Here is a 14,328-nt window from a genome sequence, read left to right as displayed (position 1 = left end):
TCAACTACAAATCATATTTTATAACAAACATCACAATACGGGGCATCACGAAATACTGCGAAGTGGTGTTGAATTGGTCCGTAAAACTATCGTTGTTGATAGATTCGGTATCGAGGATATTTGTGGCCCGCACCGAAAATTCCCAAGGACTATCCCCGTTTTGGTAATAGAGATTTGCGTTAAAGAAAGAGTAGCTGTTCCCTATCGTTTTGGCCTCGTTGGTATAATTGTAATAATCCCACTCGGCAAAAAGATTGAAGTTTTTCAAAAACCGAATATTCACGTTGGCATACGGGCGATTTGTAAAAAATATCTGGGTAGAACCGCCGTTGTCGTAATCGTTTTTCATAAAGCGATAGCCCACCTCAAAATTTGGAAAGCTTTTGAAATTGCTTAAAACACTGGCGTTGTAATTCTGCGTAAAACTTTTACTCGCGCGGATTTCCCCGTTAATGATATTGTTGGTCTTGCTCAGGAAAACGGCCGCATCCAGCTTGAACTGTACCTTTTTGATTGTTTTGCTGAACCGTCCCAAGGCCGAAAACGTTTCGTCGGGAAAATTGCTGTCAAAATTAACAGCTCTGCTCACCTGGCTAATGCCCACCAAATCCGTATCGGTCTTGATGGCATCGATGCGTCGGGTATAACTTAAATTTCCGCCAATGTTGGTGTAGTTGAAAAGATTAAAACTGAAATAGGTTAAATTATAACTGTGCGAAAGCGAATTTTCCAGCTCCCGATTTCCGCGGAAAAGACGGTTGTAATTATTGAAAACATAGGCTTCGGCATAATTGTTCACATCGCTGTATTCTGAAGTGATTGCATAATTGAAACGCAGATTTTCACTTTTCTTCAATTCCAAAACCACGTTTACGTCGGGCAGAACTCTCCAATCGTTTTGAGTGGAAGCGGCGCCCAATTGCTCGTTTTTCAGATAGTAATTGTGAAGCGTAACGCCCGGATTAAAGATGAATTTCCCACTTTTCAGTTTATAGTGAAGCCCTAAAAAAGCATCGGTAAATGTGTAGGTTACATCATTGTTGAAATCGTCCTCGGTGAAATCATTTTGGCTGCCGTTGTCCAAAATCTGAAATATTCCGGAATTGAAATTTTGGTTACTGTAGGTAGTTCCAAGCGTAAAATTCAAATTGCTCACATTGTTGAGAACATAGTAATAATCAACCTTTGCATCCAACTTGTTACTTTTCACGGTTTTATTTTGGTTGATGTTATATCGGTCCGATTTCTCCAAAGGGTCAAACGTATCGGCATCGCTATTGAAGGGATTCATTTCGTCTATTTCCGTGAAAACGCCGCGAAAAGGAACATCGTCCTGCACCGCTTGGTAAAACGGATCTTCGTTCTGATATAAATGCTGGACTTCCGCAGCAAAAATATTTTTGTCGTTTAAAGTATAGTAAGCGTTCGCCGTTTGATTGATGGAAAAAGGCTTGTTTTCCTTCACTTCGGAAATGTCGTTTTGATTGCCTCCCACTATTGAAATGGTGGCGTCGTCCTCCGTTTGCTTTGAAGTTTTGATAAGCGCGTCGTAATCCAGCTGAAAATTTACATTCGGTTTATAGGTACTGCTCAATTTCAGCATTGCCAATTGGTTGCGCTGGTCGTTATTCGTACTGGTGTTTTCAGTAATTCCCTCTTCAATAAACTGCCGAATGGAATTGTTTACGATGTTCATTTCATTATCGCTCAAAATTCCAAAACCACTTATATCGAGTTTGTCATTCACAGCATAACTGAAATTTCCGGCTATAAATTTTGCGTCAATACTTTTTGCGCGGTCGTTCTGTGAAACCGCAAAGCCAAGGTCGCTATCGCTAATCCTAAAACTGGTGCCTCCGCCCTTGTTGAAATTTTTAAACCCGCCCGTAAAGTTGAAATAATCGCGAAATGTAAAAGGCACTTCGCCAATATTGTTGAAATCTGTTATCACGTTTATACTGTACTTCGGACTGTAATAGAAAAGTTTTGGGTGTACCAAATACCTGCCGTTTTCTTCGCCGTATTCATCCGCAATTCCCGCACCTGCCGTAACTTCCCCAAACCAGAAATTCTTCTTTCCTTCCTTAAGTTTTATGTTAATGGCCACGTTGTCGCGGTCGTTTCCGAGGCCGCGCATTTGGTCCACTTCGTTATAATTTCGAAGCACTTCTACTTTATCCACGGCATCTGCGGGAATGTTTTTGGTTGCTAATTTGCTGTCGCCGTCAAAGAAATCCTTGCCTTCCACCATTACTTTTGAAACGGTCTTTCCCTCCACTTGTATTTCGCCTTCGTCGTTTACCTCAACGCCGGGAAGCTTTTTCATCACGTCGCCCAGCTTTCTTTCGTCGCCATTTGTGAAACTGTCTGCGTTGTAAACTATGGTATCGCCTTTTACGGTTACGGGCATTTCATACACAATTTCCACATCGTCCAATTGGTTTTCTTGCGGATTTAAAATGAAATCTAAGTCGATATTTTCGGCGTCGGCGGGCACATTTACCGTTTGCTCCTTGGTTTCGTAACCCAGAAAGCTTGCTCGCAAAATGTAGGTATTTCCTTTGGGAAGGTCTAATTGATACCGGCCTTGATGATTGGTAATTCCGTAGGATTCCGTGGCGCCGGAGGATTTTACGGATGCGATTACATTGGCAAATTCCAGCGGATTACCGATGCTGTCCTTGATGGTACCTTTTACCTTTATGCTTTGGGCGGACAAGGAACATCCAAAAATGCAGAAGATGATGATTAGTGTTCTATTCATTTAATGTTTTAAACTATTTTCAAACTCTGCGCCCTCTGCGTCTTTGCGGTAAAATTTACACCGCAGAGGCGCAGAGGACGCGAAGAAGTTTTAATATTACCCCCCAAATCCACCGCGACGGCCATTGCCGCCCCTATTCTGAAAATTCTCCCGAAGCTCTTCAGTTTTTTCCTTTACTATTTTTACGTATTCCTCGCGGGTTACCTTTTTGCCCTTCGTTGGCGGCTCAATTTTTTCGGAATCTTTTGGATTCATCACTATTTTGGAACATAAAAGCGTGGTTCTGTAAACATTCAATTCCAAAATAAGTCCGGGTAAACCTGCGTACTCCCCGGGCCCATTGCTCACCGGAATTTGTGGCGTAAACCAAGCCGTTACCTCAATTTCCTCTGGAATTTCAATCATGTCCATCGGGTCTTGGGGTTGGGCGGTATCCTTTTTAATTTCGGCGTTTTCTTTTTCGTCCTTCTTTTTTGGGCGCGCCATGCTGTAATCGTTCGGGTCCACCTTTTTGATTGCCGTGGCCTTGAAAGCGATGTATTGCCCAATGGGCTTGGATTCCTTGGTGATTTGCCAATCCAAGCTTTTGATGGAATCTGTTACCAAAAACTGCTTTCCAAAGAATTCATTTTCCTCAATTATCCGTCCCGTTTTTAGGTTTTTGTACTGTGCGCCGGGCGTGTAGCTGCTCATCATCATCTTAAAACCGGGATTCATCGGGGCGGCATCCAGCTTTTCCTGTTCCTTATAAATGGATTCGTCTTTGTTGAAAGTAAGAATGTAGGTTTTCTCCAAGGCACTCTTCATCATTTGGGCGACGGTTTTTTTCATCTCCTCGCTCATTTCACGGCCGCCGCCAAGAGCGTCCATATCTACCGTGGTCTTGGATTCGTAAAAGGCTTGGCCGCTGATGTTTTGGGCGTTTATGCTAAATGATAAAAGTAATAGGAATATTAGGGTATATCGTATCATAAATAATATTTTGATGGTAAATGTAAAAGTAAAACACTTTGACCAAAATGTTTAAAAATAGTTTAATTTGTTTGAACAAATAGCGTTCTTAACACTAAGACGTCCCAGTTTATAATCTGTTACATTATTTTTCGTTTAAATAAAACCTTCATTTTGTAACTTGCAACTTTATGAAATGCCGATTAACAAATTGTAAACGAAATGAATATCTATGTCGCGGCATTCCTTCTTCCTATTTCTCAAATATCGTACACAGATGAAACAGCTTTTCCTCTTTTTATTGCTTGTTTGCCACCTTGGCATTGCCCAAAGCGTCACGCTTGAAAGTAAAGTTCCTTTTGTTGCCGATAGATTTATAGGTTTTGATAATTACAAAAACAGTTATTTCATAAAAGACAGTGTAATCCACAAACAGGGCCCCGATGGTAATTTTCTCTTTAACGATCTGCAATTGGGGCGGATCACTTCCGTAGATATCATCAACCCGCTGAAAGTGGTCGTATTTTTTCAGGATACGAATACGGTGGTGATGCTGGACAACAAACTGAATGAGATTGAACGCATCAACTTTAACAACCTGCCGCAATTTTTGAACGTAAGTACCGCCACCAACGCCGGCGGCAACAGCTTGTGGCTCTTTAATGTGGACACGCAACAGTTGGAAATGTATAATTACGGCTCAAAATTGCAGACCGTGGTTTCGCAGCCCTTCCCAGGAAAATTGCTCTCGCAGGCCAGTAATTTCAATTATTGCTTCACTTTGACCGAAAAAAAATTGCGCGCCTTTAATATTTACGGAAGTATTCTGAATGAGGCACCTTCGGAAGGCTACGAAAAAATAATTCAGCAGAACGAAAACTTGGTCGCCTTAAAAGAAAACTCGCTTTATTACCTTCCGGATTTTGCAAGAAGAAATACGGAAATGGATCATACCACCGTGCAGCTGAAGTTGCCCGAAATAACCATTAAAGACTTGCAGCTTACAAATGATTTCCTGTATATTTATGACGGCGAAATTTTGCGCAAATTTAAACTAACCACCCCAAAGAAAGAATAGCTATGCACGTTGCAATTGCAGGAAACATAGGTTCCGGAAAAACCACCCTTACCCGTTTATTGGCAAAACATTACAAATGGCAGGCCCATTATGAAGATGTGGAGGACAACCCCTATTTGGACGATTTCTACAACCAGATGGAGCGTTGGTCCTTTAACCTTCAAATCTACTTTTTGAACAGCCGCTTTCGCCAGATTCTCGAAATTCGCGAAAAGGGAAAGAACGTAATCCAGGATAGGACCATTTACGAAGATGCCTACATTTTTGCGCCAAATCTGCACGCCATGGGCTTGATGACCAACCGCGATTTTGAAAACTACCGCTCGCTTTTCGATTTAATGGAAAGCGTTACCGAAGGTCCCGATCTACTTATCTATTTGCGCAGCAGCATTCCAAATTTGGTGAACCAGATACACAAGCGCGGCCGCGATTATGAAAATTCCATCAGCATTGACTACCTAAGCCGTTTGAACGAAAGGTACGAAGCGTGGATCCACGGGTATGATAAGGGCAACCTCATTATTTTTGACGTGGACAACATAAATTTTGTGGACGATCCCGAGCATTTGGGCCAAGTAATCAATAAGATAGACGCGGAGCTTCACGGGCTATTTTAAACCTTAACGTTTCCCTTACAGTATTCTATCCGTAAAACCATTATTTTGCCATTATACTATGGCATCACTCTACAATACTAAATTTTACCATCGAGACCTTTCCTGGCTCCGCTTTAACCATCGCGTTCTGCAGGAAGCGGCAGACGTGCGCAATCCGCTCTATGAGCGCATCAAGTTTTTGGCAATTTTTTCATCAAATCTCGATGAATTTTTTCGCGTTCGGGTTTCCGATATCCGACAGATAAAAACCATTGAAAAACCGCTTCGGAAAAAGCTGATTACCAAACCCAACAAGGTTTTAAAGGAAATCAAAAAACAGGTCGATATCCAGCAAAATGAATTCGGAAAAATTTTCAATGAAGAAATAATTCCGCAGTTGGCTTCGGAAGGAATACATTTGATACGCCACGAGAATTTTTCGGAAGAACAGCGGGAAATCGCAACCAAATATTATGAGGAAAGCCTAAAGCAGATTACCGAAATAAGCTGCAATCCCTGCACCGAGCAACATTCGGTATTCGTAAAAAACGAAAGGCTTTACTTGGCCGCCCAAACTGCCGACGATGAATTTTTAATGGTGGAAATTCCCGAGACGGAGCCACGGTTTTTTGTTTTCCCTTCGGCGGACGACAAAACATTTCACATTACTTTTATTGACGATATTTTAAAATACAACCTTCAGAAGGAATTTTCAGAAAAAAGGGATACGGCCTTTCATTCCCTTAAAATTTCGCGCGATGCCGAATTGTATATCGAGGATGAATTCTCCGGTAATTTAATGGAAAAGATAAAAGCCGCCCTTCCCAATCGCGATACGGGCCAGGCCACGCGGGTTTTAATAGACCCCGAAATGCCAGAGGATTTCAGGGAAATTCTGAAAAAGGCACTGGACGTAACCCATACCGATGTGGTCCTGGGCGGGCGCTATCATAATTTTAAGGATTTTATGCAGTTCCCCAACCCCACGCAGATAAAGCTGTCCAATGAAAAGCTGCCGCCACTTCCCCATCCGGTATTGGAAAATTGTAATTCGATTTTCGAGGCTATCGACAAAAAAGGCCAATTGCTGCACTATCCCTACCAAAGTTTTAAACCTGTAATCAGACTGATGCAGGAAGCGGCAAATGACCCACAGGTCAAAACCATAAAAATCACAATTTACCGCGCGGCAGACGAATCTGATTTGAACGATGCCATTGCCTTAGCCGCCAAAAACGGAAAGGACGTATCGGTTTTTATTGAGGTGAAGGCCCGTTTTGACGAACAAAACAATTTAAAATGGGGCGCCATTTTCAGAAAAAATGGAGCGCGGGTCATTTACAGTTATCCCGATATTAAGGTGCATTCCAAAATACTTTATATTGAAAGGGAAGTTGAAGAAAAAATCAAGCGCTATGCCTACATTGCCACTGGCAATTTCAACGAAAATACGGCCACCCTTTACACAGATTTTGGATTGATGACGGCCCACAAAAAAATAACCAAGGACCTTAAGAAAGTATTTATGGTCTTGGAGCGCGATATGATTGTGCCAAAGACAAAGCAATTATTGGTGTCGCCATTTACCACCCGCGAACGTTTTACGGCCTTGGTGGAACGGGAAATCGCCCTTGCCAACGAAGGCAAAAAGGGTTTGATTATTCTAAAAATGAACAGTCTGCAGGACGAGGGAATGATAAAGGAACTTTACAAAGCCAGCAATGCAGGGGTTGAAGTACGGTTATTGATTCGCGGAATGTGCTCCCTTGTTCCCGGAATAGAAGGTCAGAGTGAAAATATTTCCATTACCAGTATAGTGGACCGCTTTTTGGAGCACGGAAGAATTTATATTTTCGGAAATGATGGCGACGAGCAACTTTTTATAGGCTCGGCAGATTGGATGACTCGCAACTTGACCCACCGCATTGAAGTGGTAACGCCCATTTTGGATGAAGACCATAAAAAAACCATTCGCGATATTATCAATATAGAGCTGAACGATAACGTAAAAGCCCGAATTATCGATGCCGAACAAAAGAATGAATACGTAAAAAATTCAGCAAAGAAAGTACAGTCGCAACTTGCGATTTATGAATATTTCAAAAATCTTACCGAATAAAGCCCATCTCTCGGGCGTGTACTACTGCGGCTTTACTGTTTTCAACCAAAAGTACGGGCACGGTCTCATAATCCTTAAAGAGTCCCTTTACCCGTATCATTTTCCTTTTGTGATTTACGTTTCGCAAATAGAGGGCCAGAATACGTTCGGGATGCGCCTCGGCAATTTCGATGTAAATATCGGGGTCGTGCTCCCCGCTGTCGCCAATTAAGATAAATGGCAACTTTGGATAGGTTTTCATAATATTCAAAATCTCTTTCTGTTTTTGCGGTTTTTCGCCCCTTGGCGGTTTTTTGCCGAAAGGATTTATGAAATCGCGAAGCAGAATGGAGCCTTTCGGAAAGTTATTCTTTTGAAGGAATACTTCCAAATAACGGTACAGATTCCAAGGGCTGTGGCTTACGTAAAAAACTGGATTGCAGTCGCTGCCTGACTTCCCATCGTGCAATTGATGATAAAAACCTGCTGCACCTTCCAAGGGAATACGCTTTTCAGCTCTTTTAAAAAAGGTGTTTTTAATTACTGCCCATTTAAAAAAAGACGTAAGTCCCGTGTGGAGAATGGTGTCGTCAATATCACTGACTACGCCAAACTTTGCTTCTTCCGAAGGGATTAATATTTCGCCTTTAAAATTATTATTCTGTTGAATTTCCCTTCCCTTAATTTCTGTTGCGAAAGAAATGGAGTATTCAAGCCAACCTTCGGCATCCGTCAGGGAAAGCAGGTTTTCTATTGTAATATCGATTAAAAAATAGCCTTGGTTATCGGTACTGGTTTCCAGTTTTCTTCCATCGGGAAGGGTGAGGATTAAGTGGGTATTTTTTACTTTGTCCGTCTCAAAACGTTTCCAACTGTTCCAAATTAAATTGAAAAATCCCGTTTTGGATAAATCGATACCTTCGTCCTGTATTGCCCTGCCTTTTACATATAAATGGTTCGCTGTGCCGTAACTGCGAAAGGTAATAATCTGGATGGGGTCTTTTTTGAACATACGCAATTATAGATGCCAGCCTTCGGGCCAAAGCCACATTACCAATAATCCAAAAGCGATAGTTATTCCGAAGGAAACACCTACCCATTTAGCCAATTGTTTCGTGCCCAAAACAGCTGCCATAATTCCCTTAAAAAGCAGGTTGGACAGCGATGCCAACAAAATAAGTCGCCACCCCGTGGAAGTATTTAGGCCATCACCTTTCATTAATTGTGAAAGGGATAGGGTGATGGCATCCACATCTGTGAGACCGCTTATAATTGCAACTATATAAAGCGCCTCGTTTCCAAATTCCTGTTTGGTGAAGGCTACTGCCAATAAAATTCCGCCATAAAGCAAGCCGAATATCAACGCGCTTTTAAATTGCGCCGGGTTTTTGGGCTCGGGCATTTCTTCATCCCCGCCATTTTTACTGATAATGTAAAACAAACCAACGCAAAGCAGCGCCATAAGAATAAAGACCGTTAAAAGTGGCAGTACTATTTCCGGCAATTTTTCGGGAATTACCACGCCCACCTCTACCAAGACTCTTACTAACGCTATGGCCGATGCAGCGGTAATTACAAATGCCGCCATTTTATTAATTGATTCGGCATCCTTAGTTTTTCGCGCATAGCTAACGGTGGTTGCCGTACTGCTGATTAAGCCACCTAAGATTCCGTTGGAGATAATCCCCACTTTCTTGCCCACAAATTTATAGATGAAATAACCTACCACACTTATACCAACAATCAGCGTTACCATAAGCCAAATATTGCGTGGGTTTAGCACATCCAGCGGACCATAGGTTTTATCGGGCAACAGCGGAAGGATTACCAAGGAAATTCCCACAAAAGTCATGATGGCGGCAAGATCCTTTTCCTTTAGATTTTCGATAAAATTATGTAGATGTTCTTTAACATAAAGCAGAATGGCCATAGAACTTCCTACAATCACGGCTACCATCCTATCGCCCATAACCAAATAAGCTCCTACCGCAAACATAAGCAGGGCGGCAACTTCCGTGGTCTGGCCAATATCGGTATCATTTAATTTTTTGAGTTTTATCACATTGGCGGTTACCAAAAGTGCGGTTATACATAGGCCCAAAACAGGAAGAATAAAGGGATTGTCAAAATCGCGGGCCAAAAATGCAGAAACAACCCCCATAATCGAAATGAGGGTAAAGGTGCGTACACCAGCCATTTCGTGGTCGCTTTTCTGCCTTTGGAGGCCTACCAGCATTCCCAAACCAAAGGCAATAGCCAATGTAACAATGTCGTTATAATCCATAGCAGCACCAAGATAGTAAATTTTATAAATAAAAAACCCTGCCGATTGGCAGGGTTTTCATTTTTAAGAAAAGAAATTATTCCTTATCCTTTATTTTTATTTTTACCCCGTCCACATCCTTCAACTGAGCGCGAACTTCTTCTTCGGTGCCTGTAAAGGTTTTGGTTTCGGTAGTTTCAACACCTTCAACGGTTCTTATGATAGTTACGTTTGCAGTTACTTGATCATTGTTTTCGTTTTTCAACATTTCAACAACAGTTTCAGTTTTGTTTTTTAGGTTTTCCCCTCCTTCAATAGTGCTAGTTTCCCCATTTTCAAGATATTCCACTTGCTTTTCGGTAAGAATGGTCTTGTTTCCTTCGGCATCAATAAAGTAAACTTCTTCCGAAGAGGTTTCAGAGGCCATAACCACATCGCCGTGGTTTCCGAGGATTGGCGCGATAACCAGACCCACCAAACAGGTAAGCTTAATAAGAATGTTCATAGATGGACCCGAAGTATCCTTAAACGGATCGCCCACGGTATCACCCGTTACGGCTGCTTTGTGCGCGTCGCTTCCTTTATAGGTCATTTCGCCATTGATCATTACACCAGCTTCAAAAGATTTCTTGGCATTATCCCAAGCTCCACCGGCGTTGTTTTGGAAAATAGCCCACATAACACCGCTCACACAAACCCCGGCCATATAGCCACCAAGTGGCTCGGCGCCGAATACGAGTCCGATGATTATTGGCGTAATAATAGTAAGCAAACCTGGAAGCAACATTTCCTTCAAGGCAGCTTTGGTAGAAATATCCACACATTTTGCGTATTCCGGAGTTCCGGTACCTTCCATTATACCAGGAATTTCACGGAACTGGCGACGTACCTCCTGTACCATTTCCATAGCGGCCTTTCCAACAGATTTCATTGCCATTGCAGAGAATACCACCGGAATCATCCCACCCACGAACAACATTGCAAGCACATCAGCACGGAAAATATTGATACCGTCAATACCTGTAAAGGTTACATAAGCTGCAAACAGAGCCAAAGCTGTCAAGGCAGCAGAAGCGATTGCGAAACCTTTCCCAACGGCAGCCGTAGTGTTTCCAACGGAATCCAAAACATCGGTACGCTCACGCACCTGTGGATCCAGTTCGCTCATTTCAGCAACACCACCTGCATTATCGGCAATAGGACCGAAAGCATCAATAGCAAGCTGCATAGCTGTAGTAGCCATCATTGCTGAAGCGGCCAAAGCAACTCCGTAAAAACCAGCAAGTTCGTACGATCCGTAAATAGCAGCCGCAAAAAGAATCACGGAAGCAAAGGTAGATTTCATACCTACGGCAAGACCTGCAATAATATTGGTAGCGGCGCCGGTGGAAGAATTTTTCACAATATCAAGAACCGGCTTTTTACCAAGACTTGTATAATAAGCGGTTACGAAGGAAATAAGCGCCCCTACGGCAAGACCGATACAGGCCGCCCAGAAAACGTTTATTGAAGGGATGGTTTTATAGCCTTCGCCGAAAAATTTCATATTCATAGTGTCCGGAAGCATCCAGTCTATCAAGAACCAACTGGCGATAAGCGTTAGGATGATCGCTGCCCAGTTTCCGGTATCCAAAGCCTTTTGAACTTGGGCTTCTTTTGCGTCATTATTCTTGATTTTTACGAAGAAGGTTCCAATAATAGAGGCAAGAATACCCACACCTGCAATTACCACAGGCAAGAGGATAGGCCCCATATTGTTAAAATTATCGGTAAATGGAATATCAAGGGACATATCGCGGATTACGTAATTACCCAATACCATTGCGGCAAGTACGGTGGCCACATAACTTCCGAAAAGGTCAGCACCCATTCCCGCTACGTCGCCTACGTTATCACCCACGTTATCGGCTATGGTTGCAGGGTTTCGCGGATCATCCTCAGGAATACCCGCTTCCACCTTACCTACAAGGTCAGCACCTACGTCGGCAGCTTTTGTATAGATACCACCACCCACACGGGCAAAAAGCGCAATACTTTCCGCACCCAAAGAGAAGCCTGCAAGGGCTTCGAGCACGATGGTCATTTCATCATAAAAATTTAAAGGATCGGTGCCAATAAATTGGCCAAGAAAGAAAAGGAAAAACAAGCTCAATCCCAATACTGCAAGTCCGGCAACGCCAAGCCCCATAACGGTACCACCGCCAAAGGAAACTTTAAGTGCCTGCGGAAGACTGGTTTTGGCAGCTTCGGCAGTACGGGCATTGGCATCGGTGGCAATACGCATCCCGATATTTCCGGCCAATGCCGAAAAGATTGCCCCACAGATAAAGGCGGGCACAATCATCCAACTGGTGGACGGAACCATTTGTGAAACCACAAACAAAAGTACTGCGGCAATAACGGCAAAAACTACCAACAAACGGTATTCTGCATTTAGGAACGCCAAGGCGCCTTCTTTGATACTTTTTGAAATAAACTGCATGCGATCGCTACCTGCGGGCTGCTTTTTTACCCAGCTCATTTTAACGAGCATAAACAAAAGGCCCAATACGGCAAGAGCAATAGGAATAAAGATAATGTTCTGTTCCATTATTTAATTAATTTAGATTGGTTTCAAATTTGCGACTGCAAAAATAGGGAAATGGTTTGGGATACGAAACACCAAAATGACGTAGTTTGTGAATAGACGTAAGACGATAAGACTTAGGACGTAAGACTAAAAAAAATATAATAAATCAGTCCTACGTCTTATGTTATACCGTCTTCTGTCATGCTAATTATATACTGAAATGTCCCTGCACCTCAGGCGTTTCTTTGTAGCGCTTTACGCATTGATTGTAAATTTCAACAGCCTCCCCGGCGTCACCCCAACCCCCTACATCAACTTTCTTCTTTTCGAGATCTTTATATACCTGAAAGAAATGTTCAATCTCCCGTACCAAGTGAGGGTTCATATCAGAAAGGTCGTTGAGGCTGCTCCAGATAGGATCGGAAATGGGTACGCAGATTACTTTTTCATCGGGCCCTTTCTCATCGGCCATGTGGAAAACGCCTATGGGCTTCACCTCCATCACGCACATCGGGAAAGTAGGTTCACCCCCCAACACCAAAACGTCCAGCGGGTCGCCGTCCAAGGCCAATGTTTCCGGGATAAAACCGTAATCGGCCGGATACATCATACTGCTGAAAAGCATCCTGTCGAAGCGGATTTTCTTCAGCTCAAAATCATATTCGTATTTGTTGCGGCTTCCTTTTGGGATTTCTATCAGTACGTCGAACGTCTTTTTCATATTGTTGAATTTTAAGGAATGCAAAAATAGGGCTTTTTGAATGTTTATATATTGCAAGATTGAGATAAAAAACCCTCGAAATTAAAATTATTACTACTTTTAGGATATAAATTTTATATAGAAGCGATGAAGATTTCCATTCCTTACTTTTTTACAAGCATAGCATTTCTCACTGTAACATTGCTGGCTTTCGCCTCCTGCGGTACATCCAAGGAGGTTACTTGTATAGACGAATCAAAAATCAGCGATGGCCCCTGCACCATGGAATACAATCCTGTTTGCGGCTGCGATGGCACAACCTACAGCAATCCTTGCGCAGCGGACCGTGCTGGGATTACTTCCTGGACACAAGGAAAATGTGAGTAGGAATTCTGCTGCAATTTTATAAGTAATTTGGGTCATGCACACTCTATTTTTGAAAATTGGAACATTCTAAGTTTTATTAAAAATCAGATCATTCCTTTTCAAAACTCCGATATCGCGTTAGCAACACAAAAAATGCTCCATATGAAATAAATCCAACAGCGGTAATAGCCATCAATATTCTTCCAAAGGTGGATTGATCCAAGAATTTAAAAGCATCCTGTATGCCCTTAATTTCGTGGTTGCCCGTATAAATTCCCGCGCGGAAAAAGAAATAGGCAATAATGGCCACTACAAAGGCACGGGCGTAAAACCCGAACTGCCCTACTGTTCTTATAATGGCCGCGCCTTTCCTTCCTTCCAAATTAAACTGATCCAACAACCCGCCCTTAATAACTCCTACGGTAAGTACAACCCCCTGCATGGTCAAAACAATACCAATGCCGATAAAAACGTAGCTTAAGGTTGTAGGTCCCAAAAAATCCAGATAGCGCGAGTTAGAGCTTTCCTCCATGGGATAGGTAAAAAGATGATAAAAACACAGAAGAGCCACAACTACATAGACTAAGCCCGTGGTAAAAAGACCAAAGCGGCGTAATTTCGCCTTGTAATCCGAACCAATATTTTCAGGATCTTTAAAAGCTTGAAGAAACATCCAGAAAGAATAGCAAAGAAGACCTACGCCAAGGAGCAGCAATAATACCTGCCCAAAAGGTTGCTTTTTCAGGAACAATAGCGCCTGATTGGTGCCCGAACTATCGCCTCCCATGTTCAAAGCTGCCAACAGGGAAAGTGCCCCTATTACCACGTAAATAATTCCTTTGGACACAAAGCCAATGATAGCGGCATTTTTATAAAACTCTTTCAATTACTTTGGGCAATTATTTTTATGTAAAGGTAGTACTAGCTCCTCTGTTAACATGCA

General features: G+C 42.5%; 11 protein-coding genes. 4 read left to right on the top strand and 7 right to left on the bottom strand.

Features of this window, described 5'->3' with window-relative positions; genetic code table 11:
• Window positions 1-4: 4 nt before the first annotated feature.
• Both MB09_RS01805 and MB09_RS01800 read right to left on the bottom strand, forming a co-directional pair.
• Window positions 5-2,764 (bottom strand): TonB-dependent receptor, encoded by a 2,760-nt coding sequence (locus tag MB09_RS01805; protein ID WP_045079135.1) that lies wholly within the window; start codon window positions 2,762-2,764, stop codon window positions 5-7.
• A gap of 96 nt (window positions 2,765-2,860) precedes the next feature.
• Window positions 2,861-3,736: a GLPGLI family protein gene (locus MB09_RS01800; RefSeq protein ID WP_045079134.1), complete on the bottom strand. Its 876-nt coding sequence runs from the start codon at window positions 3,734-3,736 to the stop codon at window positions 2,861-2,863.
• Between the two features lie 256 nt (window positions 3,737-3,992).
• Between MB09_RS01800 and MB09_RS01795 the strand changes: the two genes are divergently transcribed.
• Genes MB09_RS01795 through ppk1 form a run of 3 tightly spaced genes read left to right on the top strand, consistent with a single transcriptional unit; the run spans window position 3,993 to window position 7,508 of the window.
• Window positions 3,993-4,793, top strand: coding sequence for a hypothetical protein (locus tag MB09_RS01795; protein ID WP_052671266.1), 801 nt, complete (start codon window positions 3,993-3,995; stop codon window positions 4,791-4,793).
• 2 nt (window positions 4,794-4,795) lie between these two features.
• The gene (locus MB09_RS01790; RefSeq protein WP_045079133.1) at window positions 4,796-5,410 is read left to right on the top strand and encodes a deoxynucleoside kinase; all 615 of its coding nucleotides are present in this window, start codon (window positions 4,796-4,798) and stop codon (window positions 5,408-5,410) included.
• A gap of 58 nt (window positions 5,411-5,468) precedes the next feature.
• The gene (gene ppk1 / locus MB09_RS01785; RefSeq protein ID WP_045079132.1) at window positions 5,469-7,508 is read left to right on the top strand and encodes a polyphosphate kinase 1; all 2,040 of its coding nucleotides are present in this window, start codon (window positions 5,469-5,471) and stop codon (window positions 7,506-7,508) included.
• Here the strand turns inward: ppk1 and MB09_RS01780 are convergent.
• The 4 genes from MB09_RS01780 to MB09_RS01765 form a co-directional block, all read right to left on the bottom strand.
• Window positions 7,498-8,499 (bottom strand): App1 family protein, encoded by a 1,002-nt coding sequence (locus MB09_RS01780; RefSeq protein ID WP_045079131.1) that lies wholly within the window; start codon window positions 8,497-8,499, stop codon window positions 7,498-7,500. The genes ppk1 and MB09_RS01780 overlap by 11 nt on opposite strands.
• Before the next feature lie 6 nt (window positions 8,500-8,505).
• Entirely contained in the window at window positions 8,506-9,771 is a 1,266-nt protein-coding gene (locus MB09_RS01775) for an MgtC/SapB family protein (protein ID WP_045079130.1), read from the bottom strand.
• Window positions 9,772-9,847: 76 nt separating this feature from the next.
• A complete protein-coding gene (locus tag MB09_RS01770) occupies window positions 9,848-12,340 on the bottom strand; it encodes a sodium-translocating pyrophosphatase (RefSeq protein WP_045079129.1) in 2,493 nt (830 codons plus the stop codon).
• A 187-nt stretch (window positions 12,341-12,527) separates the two neighbouring features.
• Entirely contained in the window at window positions 12,528-13,040 is a 513-nt protein-coding gene (locus MB09_RS01765) for an inorganic diphosphatase (RefSeq protein ID WP_045079341.1), read from the bottom strand.
• Between the two features lie 126 nt (window positions 13,041-13,166).
• Here MB09_RS01765 and MB09_RS01760 point away from each other — a divergent pair, with 126 nt between their 5' ends.
• Window positions 13,167-13,406, top strand: a complete 240-nt coding sequence (locus tag MB09_RS01760) for a Kazal-type serine protease inhibitor family protein (RefSeq protein WP_045079128.1) — start codon at window positions 13,167-13,169, stop codon at window positions 13,404-13,406.
• Between the two features lie 88 nt (window positions 13,407-13,494).
• Here the strand turns inward: MB09_RS01760 and MB09_RS01755 are convergent, their stop codons facing one another.
• On the bottom strand, window positions 13,495-14,271 hold the full coding sequence (locus MB09_RS01755; RefSeq protein ID WP_045079127.1) for a DUF1206 domain-containing protein: 777 nt from the start codon (window positions 14,269-14,271) through the stop codon (window positions 13,495-13,497).
• Window positions 14,272-14,328 lie beyond the last annotated feature (57 nt).

It is taken from the genome of Aequorivita vladivostokensis (assembly GCF_000952855.1).
Lineage (GTDB): Bacteria > Bacteroidota > Bacteroidia > Flavobacteriales > Flavobacteriaceae > Aequorivita > Aequorivita vladivostokensis.
Note: the sequence above shows the minus strand (reverse complement) of the source record. Positions and strands in the feature narration are given on the sequence as shown.

What these genes read in the sequence shown, in the direction of transcription:
- MB09_RS01800 (WP_045079134.1), bottom strand. Translation starts at nt 3,736, where the DNA reads ATGATACGATATACCCTAATATTCCTATTACTTTTATCATTTAGCATA.
- MB09_RS01805 (WP_045079135.1), bottom strand. Translation starts at nt 2,764, where the DNA reads ATGAATAGAACACTAATCATCATCTTCTGCATTTTTGGATGTTCCTTG.
- MB09_RS01760 (WP_045079128.1), top strand. Translation starts at nt 13,167, where the DNA reads ATGAAGATTTCCATTCCTTACTTTTTTACAAGCATAGCATTTCTCACT.
- MB09_RS01795 (WP_052671266.1), top strand. Translation starts at nt 3,993, where the DNA reads ATGAAACAGCTTTTCCTCTTTTTATTGCTTGTTTGCCACCTTGGCATT.
- ppk1 (WP_045079132.1), top strand. Translation starts at nt 5,469, where the DNA reads ATGGCATCACTCTACAATACTAAATTTTACCATCGAGACCTTTCCTGG.
- MB09_RS01765 (WP_045079341.1), bottom strand. Translation starts at nt 13,040, where the DNA reads ATGAAAAAGACGTTCGACGTACTGATAGAAATCCCAAAAGGAAGCCGC.
- MB09_RS01770 (WP_045079129.1), bottom strand. Translation starts at nt 12,340, where the DNA reads ATGGAACAGAACATTATCTTTATTCCTATTGCTCTTGCCGTATTGGGC.
- MB09_RS01775 (WP_045079130.1), bottom strand. Translation starts at nt 9,771, where the DNA reads ATGGATTATAACGACATTGTTACATTGGCTATTGCCTTTGGTTTGGGA.
- MB09_RS01780 (WP_045079131.1), bottom strand. Translation starts at nt 8,499, where the DNA reads ATGTTCAAAAAAGACCCCATCCAGATTATTACCTTTCGCAGTTACGGC.
- MB09_RS01790 (WP_045079133.1), top strand. Translation starts at nt 4,796, where the DNA reads ATGCACGTTGCAATTGCAGGAAACATAGGTTCCGGAAAAACCACCCTT.